Below are 6,503 nucleotides of genomic sequence, written 5' to 3' on the forward strand. Positions count from 1 at the left end.
TCACCACAGCTTTAGATTGGGTGATGCCTCATGCCCTCCCCCGTGCAGATAATACCTATCGCCGGCCTGCCTGAGATTCGGCAGGACGACAACCTGGGCGCTCTCATCATCGACGCCGTCCACCGTCAGGGCGAGGCCCTGGAGGATGGCGACGTGCTGGTGGTGACTCAGAAGGCGGTCTCCAAGGCCGAAGGACGTCTGGTGGACCTGGCGTCGGTGACGCCTTCGCCCCTGGCGATACAGATAGCATCGGAGCACCAGCGCGACCCTCGCCATACCGAGGTTGTCCTGCGCGAGTCCAAACGAATTGTGCGCATGGACCGGGGCGTGATCATCGCCGAGACGCGCCACGGCTTTCGATGCGCCAACGCCGGCGTCGATGCTTCCAACGTGGGGGGGAAGGAATGCGTGGCCCTGCTGCCCGAGGACTCGGACGCCTCGGCGCGGCGAATTCGTGCCCACATCCTCAAATCGTTGAGCATAGACCTGGCCGTGATCATTTCAGACACCTTCGGCCGGCCCTGGCGGGAGGGTGCCGCCAACGCGGCCATCGGCGCGGCGGGCATAAACCCACTGCTAGACTATCGAGGCCAGGAGGACCCCAACGGCTACGAATTGCGCACTACCACCATTGCCATTGCCGACGAGTTGGCGTCGGCGGCGGAGCTGGTCATGGGCAAACTGGACCGGGTGCCTGTGGCCCTTATAAAAGGATACCCGTATCCCAGGGGGGATACGGGTATCGGCGTTCTAATTCGACCGCCGGAGCGAGACCTGTTCCGCTAGAAGGCGGCGGGGCTACTCCTCCGGCTCGTCCGCGTCGGCGGGGACGGAGACTCGCAGGTTCTCCTTGGCGTCGGAGGAACGGGAATCGACGCCCCAGGGGGAGGTCTCCAGGTAGTTTCGGAACTCCTTCACTTCGCCACAGGTCTTGCACTTGCCTTTGCTTACGGGCCCGTCCGGCGCGGCAATAACCCAGTAGTGCCGGCAGGTCTCTTCCTTTTTCTCTGCGGGACTCTCAGTTATTGGATTGTTTTGATGCTTAGCGGCCACGTTTTCCTCCTCCACCTACCCTCTGCGGGCGTATAAATTATCACGAAATTCGTCTTTTGTAAATATATTTGCGAAAAAGTATTTTTAGTCCGCCCCTCAGTTTGACACGTTATAAGGGGTTTTATATCCTTTCAACATTAAGAAGTTATGAAGCCCACGGCAGCTCCTACCACCGGCACCAGACTTCAGATCCTTAACCTCCTCCAGGAAAAGGGCGAGGCCTCCGTGGGACAGCTCGCCGAAGATCTGGCCCTGGCTTCCGCCACCGTCCGCCGTCACTTGGACGTCCTCCTGCGGGACCGGTTGGTGGAATACCACCAGGTTCGTAAAAGTTTAGGCCGTCCCGAATACGCTTACACTCTCACAGAGGACGGTCAGGAGGTACTACCTAAGCACTACCAAGACCTCCTTTCGGACGTGCTGCTGGAGATGAGCAAGCTAACTCCCGAGGACACCATGGGCCGAGACGGCAGGGCCCTGGCCTCCCTGGTCTTCTCCCGCCTGGCCGAAAAGATTACCCAGCCCTACCAGGAGCAGGACCTGGAGCCGCGCCTCGCGGCGCTTCTAGACATCCTCGCCAAGGGAGACTTCTCGCCGGACGTGGAGCGGCTGAACGGCGGCGTCCGCATCCTACTTCACAATTGCCCCTACCGCTCCGTGGCCCAGTCCCAGGAGTCGGTCTGCTTCTTCGACGAAAGTCTCATATCCAATCTGCTCAAGGCGCCTGTCGAGAAAGAGCAGTGTATTCGAATCGGCCACAAGAGCTGCTGCTACATAGCCTCCCTGGGTAAGTAGTCCCTATTCGATTTTTAATCGGCCCGGCTTGACTATACCCACGTCGGCTGTTACAACAGCCCTACGCCAATGAGACGCTGAATCGCGGCAAAAGGATCCAACGTCTCCCGAGGAGTCCCCATGGTAGCAAAGCGAATAGCCTATTTTGGCCCCGCCGGCACCTTCACCGAGGAGGCGGCGCGACAGCACGACCCAGGCGCTCAGTTCCAGCCCCTCCCCAGCATCTCGGGCGTGGCCCTGGCCGTGGCCTCAGGCATCGCGGACGAGGGCGTGGTGCCCATCGAAAACAGCCTGGAAGGCTCCGTCAACGACACCCTGGACATCCTCATCCGCCAGCCCAAGCTCTCCATCCGCCGCGAGCTAGTGCTGCCCATCGAGCACTGCCTGCTGGTCAAGGCCGGCGTCGTAGCTTCTGACATTCAGGTGGTCTACTCCCACCCCCAGGCCCTGGCCCAGTGCCGCGAGTTCCTGGAGCGGTGCTTCCCCAAGGCCCAGCTTGTGGCTTCCCTTAGCACCGCCGCCGGCGTGGGCGATGTGAAGGCCAGCAAGGTCCCCGCCGCCGCCATCGCGCCCTTCCGCTCCGCCGCCCTCTATGGCGTGGAGGTGCTGGCGCGCGGCATCCAGGACAACAACAGCAACCGCACCCGGTTCGCCGTGCTGGCGGACTCGGACCACGCGCCCACCGGCCGGGACAAGACCTCTCTATGCTTCTCTTTTTCCGACGACAAGCCCGGCCTGCTGCACACCGTCCTCGGTGAATTCGCCCAGCGCGGCATCAACCTGGCGAAAGTGGAGTCGCGGCCCACCAAGCAGTCGTTGGGCGAGTACATTTTTCTCATCGACATTCACGGCCACCGCCAGGACGCCGCCGTGAAGCCAGCCCTCGACGCCCTGGGTCGGCACGCTTCTATGCTGAAAATCTTCGGCTCCTACCCTAGATGGGAACAGGGCAAGTAGAAACCTAGCCGCGCCCTGTTCCTGACTCTCAGGCGCATGTGAGCCCCGAAAAGCTGTGGCATAATAAATGTTGCCGCGTTATGGCCTTGCCCCGTTGTGTAGCGGTAGCACAGAGGACTTTGGATCCTTTAGCCCAGGTTCGAATCCTGGCGGGGCAGCCATGTTTTCCCGGGAGGCTTATAAAATGCCTCGTCACTACACCGGACGAAAACCTAGGCGAGACCCTAATGCTACGGTTTTTGTTTTTAAGGTCTCATTAATGGGCAATAAGGATATATGGCGGCGCATCGCTATCCGTTCAGACCAGACCCTTGACCACCTCCATGCCGTCATATACAGGGCTTTTGACCGTGATGACGAGCACCTGTACTCGTTCTACACTCTATTTCCAGGCGAAAAGAGGTGGGCGAACCCCCGTAACGGTGTGGAATATACAAGCCCTATTGAAATTAAAGGTGCCATTTCTTTCAAAAGAGAGCCGGTTAGAAATGCTGGCAAGACAACTATCGGCTCTTTAGGCTTAACACGACGCGCCAAACTGCGCTACCTCTTCGACTTTGGAGATGAATGGTGGCATATCCTGGTTGTAGAGGAGACAGATGGCAAGCCTGGACCGGGGTGATACCCGCGCATAATAGAAAGGCACGGTGCTTCGCCCCCGCAGTATGTATATCCTGAGGAAGAGGACTTGGAGGAATAAGCCATCAGAGCAGGGGCAGGTCTAAAGGCTATATCTGAATCGCCTTGGAGATCGACGCAGGGCCATAAATACTCAGAATCTGGGTAGCTAGGCCCTTACCGCCGCGCATCCTGACAGCGCAAGTTTCCGTTCCATGACAGAATCCGTTCGTCTGCTGTCATCAGCGTCGCGCCCCGGATTATAGCTGTGGCAGCAATGATGCGATCAGTAGGGTCTCTATGAAATCCGGTCAGCTCCACTGACTGAATAGCAATATCTCCTGTAACTGGTGCTTCAACTATGCCAAGTCGCAGCGCATTTTGGCGCCACTGGTTACTCGGATAAGCTAGGCCCAAGCGACTTCTGCTGATAAGTAAAGCGATTTCCCAGAAACTTATCGCTGACACTGAGACGTTCTCCTCTCTAAGGGCCACGTCCACTAGGTTGCGGCTATTCACACCCAGTCTTTTATCTCCTTCAACCGCCCAAATGAACGCATTCGTATCGAGAAGGATAGGATTACTCACGCTCGGCTTCCCATTCTTCATCAATAGGTGAAATGATATCGCCCATGTAGAGAACGGACCCCTTCATGGCCCCAAAAAGGGTCTTTGGCTTCTTTATGGCTGGCCGCAGCTCCGTAACCGGCACGCCGTTCTTAGTGATCAGCACAGGCTCACCCGTCGCCGCTACCTCGTCCATTATCTTGAGGCATTTCGCCTTGAATTCGGACGCCTTTATTGTTTTCATTTGATATCCATTGCCAAATCTGACTATGGTCATGACCATGGTAACATATATCAGCCTGGGCTTCAAACTCTCCAAAGGGGAGCCCAGGCATATAAGCAAGCCTACTTACGTTAGTAATCTCCGCTGCCTCACCCGCCATGCCGCTGCGACTATTCGAATCTCATGGTAGCCATAATCTTCCCCCAGGCACTCCCGCAGGGCCGACAGCGAAAGCGTTCCCATCTCCTCCAGGGCCGTCTCGATAGCTCTGCGCCGTTCGTCCGTGACCAGCCGCCCTACATCCAGCGCTTCCCCCTTCTCGACTGCTTGCGCTAGATGACCAAGTATCGTCGAAAGCGCCAGCCCCCGCTCCTCCGCAATCTCCGATGGACTCATTCCCTTCTTAAAGCTGTCCACGGTCTGCCTAATCGAATCCCCTTTGACGCGCGCTGGCCGGGGTGGCTTCGACGGCGGGGGTGGTAACGCCGCCGCCTGCGCGCCCGCCTGCCTCGCATACTCGGAAATCTCGGCTATGAAGGCCGCGCCGTAGTCCTGGAGCTTGCGTTCTCCCACGCCCTGTATTCTGGCGAAGGACTCTATCGATGTCGGAAGCTGGGCTGCCATCTGGCGCAGGGCGGTGTCGTGGAAGACCACGTACGGAGGCACGGAACGCTCGTCGGCCAGCCGTTTCCGAAGGCTGCGCAGCCGCTCAAACAAGTCGGGACGTGAATCCCCTCCCTGGGAGGGCGCGGGGGACGCGGACGCGGCGGCCCACCCCACTATCGGCAGGAGCGCCCGGCGGCCTTTGAACAGGACCTCTTCGCCTAACGGGGTGGCCCTGACGGCGTTGTATCGGGCCGGGTCCAGACGGGCGTAGCCATGGCGCAGCAACTCATCGCCCAGCGCGCGCCACTCCTCCTTCGAGCGGTCGCGTCCAATGCCGTAAGTAGACAGTTTATCGTGGCCGGCCTGAAGGATGCGCTGGTCTCGCGATCCCACCAGCATCCTTATCAGATACGTCATGCCGAACCATTCGCCGGTACGCTTTGCGCACGACAGCAGCATTTGGGCAGGTATGGTGCAGTCCACCTCCGGGGCCGGGTTCCGGCAAATGTCGCAGCAAGGAGTAACCTGAGATTTGAGCTCCTCGTCGAAGTAGGCCAGCAGCCCGCGACGGCGGCAGCCCCGGCCCTCCGCCCACTCGACCATCGACCGCAACTGCTGGGCCGCGACAGCACGCTCCGCGGCCGACTCCTTTTCATCGATGAAATACTCGTGCTTGGCAGCGTCTCCATAGGTGTAGAAAAGGATGCAATCGCTAGGCTCCCCGTCCCGACCTGCCCGTCCGCTCTCCTGATAATAGCCCTCCAGGTTCTTGGGCAGGTCATAGTGGACCACAAACCGCACGTCCGGCTTGTCGATGCCCATGCCGAAGGCGATGGTGGCGACGACTATATGCGTGTCGTCCCTCGCGAAGGCCTCCTGGGTGTGTCTTCGCGCCTCGTTGGGAAGACCGGCATGGTAGGCGTCCGCGCTAAAGCCGTCCTCCCGCAGACGTTGGGCCAAACGCTCAGTCCCCGCGCGGCTGTGGCAATAGATAATGCCAGACTCGCGCTTGTGCTCGCTCAGGTAGCGGCGAAGCTGTCCGTAGGCGTCTCGTTTAGGCCGCACCTCGTAATAGAGGTTCGGTCGGTTGAAGCTGCGACGAAAGCTAAGGGCCTTGTCCAGTCCTAGCTGGCTGACTATGTCAGCCTGGACCCTGGCCGTGGCTGTGGCTGTGAAGGCGGCAAAGGCTGCCGATGCAAACAGCTCCCGCAGCCGCCGCAGCTCGCGGTACTCGGGTCGAAAGTCGTGGCCCCATTCGGAGATACAGTGGGCTTCGTCGATGGCGAAGGCCGCGGGCGGTCTCCTGAGCAGCAGGTCCAGCATCGCCGGCATCATCAGCCGCTCTGGCGCCACGTATAGGAGCTTCACCTCTCCCCTCGCGACAGCGGCGCGGCGTCGGCCTGCCTCGGCAGGTTCCAGCGAGCTGTTGATGTACGTGGCGGGCACGCCCATCATCCGCAGCCGGTCCACCTGGTCTTTCATCAGAGCGATTAGCGGAGACACCACAACGGTCATCCCCTCCATCAGCAGGGCAGGCAGCTGGTAACATAACGACTTTCCCCCGCCGGTGGGCATGAGGACAAAGACGTCCTTACGATTCAGGATTGCTTTGACGATGTCCTCTTGCAGCGGCCGGAATTCTGTGTACCCGAATACCGCCTTAAGCTTAGATAACACCTGAGAT

8 protein-coding genes and 1 tRNA gene are annotated in these 6,503 nt (G+C 59.5%); 5 read left to right on the forward strand and 4 right to left on the reverse strand.

Features of this window, described 5'->3' with window-relative positions; translation table 11 throughout:
- Positions 1 to 30: 30 nt before the first annotated feature.
- Positions 31 to 786 carry a coenzyme F420-0:L-glutamate ligase gene (gene cofE / locus FJ320_07275; protein ID MBM3925778.1) on the forward strand — a complete coding sequence of 252 codons (756 nt, stop codon included), beginning with the start codon at positions 31 to 33 and terminating at the stop codon, positions 784 to 786.
- A gap of 12 nt (positions 787 to 798) precedes the next feature.
- On the opposite strand, the gene FJ320_07280 is transcribed toward cofE, so the two are convergent.
- Entirely contained in the window at positions 799 to 1,053 is a 255-nt protein-coding gene (locus FJ320_07280) for a hypothetical protein (protein MBM3925779.1), read from the reverse strand.
- Positions 1,054 to 1,200: 147 nt separating this feature from the next.
- Here FJ320_07280 and FJ320_07285 point away from each other — a divergent pair, with 147 nt between their 5' ends.
- The 4 genes from FJ320_07285 (at position 1,201) to FJ320_07300 (ending at position 3,427) form a co-directional block, all read left to right on the forward strand.
- Positions 1,201 to 1,848 carry an ArsR family transcriptional regulator gene (locus FJ320_07285; protein MBM3925780.1) on the forward strand — a complete coding sequence of 216 codons (648 nt, stop codon included), beginning with the start codon at positions 1,201 to 1,203 and terminating at the stop codon, positions 1,846 to 1,848.
- A gap of 120 nt (positions 1,849 to 1,968) precedes the next feature.
- Entirely contained in the window at positions 1,969 to 2,805 is an 837-nt protein-coding gene (pheA, locus tag FJ320_07290; GenBank protein MBM3925781.1) for a prephenate dehydratase, read from the forward strand.
- An 87-nt stretch (positions 2,806 to 2,892) separates the two neighbouring features.
- Positions 2,893 to 2,966: transfer RNA gene (locus FJ320_07295), tRNA-Gln, on the forward strand.
- Complete coding sequence (locus FJ320_07300; GenBank protein MBM3925782.1) at positions 2,966 to 3,427, forward strand: plasmid pRiA4b ORF-3 family protein; 462 nt, start codon at positions 2,966 to 2,968, stop codon at positions 3,425 to 3,427. The genes FJ320_07295 and FJ320_07300 overlap by 1 nt, the downstream gene beginning before the upstream one ends.
- Before the next feature lie 173 nt (positions 3,428 to 3,600).
- On the opposite strand, the gene FJ320_07305 is transcribed toward FJ320_07300, so the two are convergent.
- From FJ320_07305 to recQ, 3 genes are all read right to left on the reverse strand, one after another.
- Positions 3,601 to 4,032 (reverse strand): type II toxin-antitoxin system VapC family toxin, encoded by a 432-nt coding sequence (locus FJ320_07305; GenBank protein MBM3925783.1) that lies wholly within the window; start codon positions 4,030 to 4,032, stop codon positions 3,601 to 3,603.
- The gene (locus tag FJ320_07310) at positions 4,004 to 4,234 is read right to left on the reverse strand and encodes a type II toxin-antitoxin system Phd/YefM family antitoxin (GenBank protein MBM3925784.1); all 231 of its coding nucleotides are present in this window, start codon (positions 4,232 to 4,234) and stop codon (positions 4,004 to 4,006) included. Before FJ320_07310 ends, FJ320_07305 begins: the two co-directional genes overlap by 29 nt.
- 105 nt (positions 4,235 to 4,339) lie before the next feature.
- On the reverse strand, positions 4,340 to 6,503 hold a 2,164-nt coding region (gene recQ, locus FJ320_07315; GenBank protein ID MBM3925785.1), incomplete at its 5' end, for a DNA helicase RecQ.

It is taken from the genome of SAR202 cluster bacterium, from assembly GCA_016872285.1.
Taxonomy (GTDB): Bacteria; Chloroflexota; Dehalococcoidia; order Lucifugimonadales.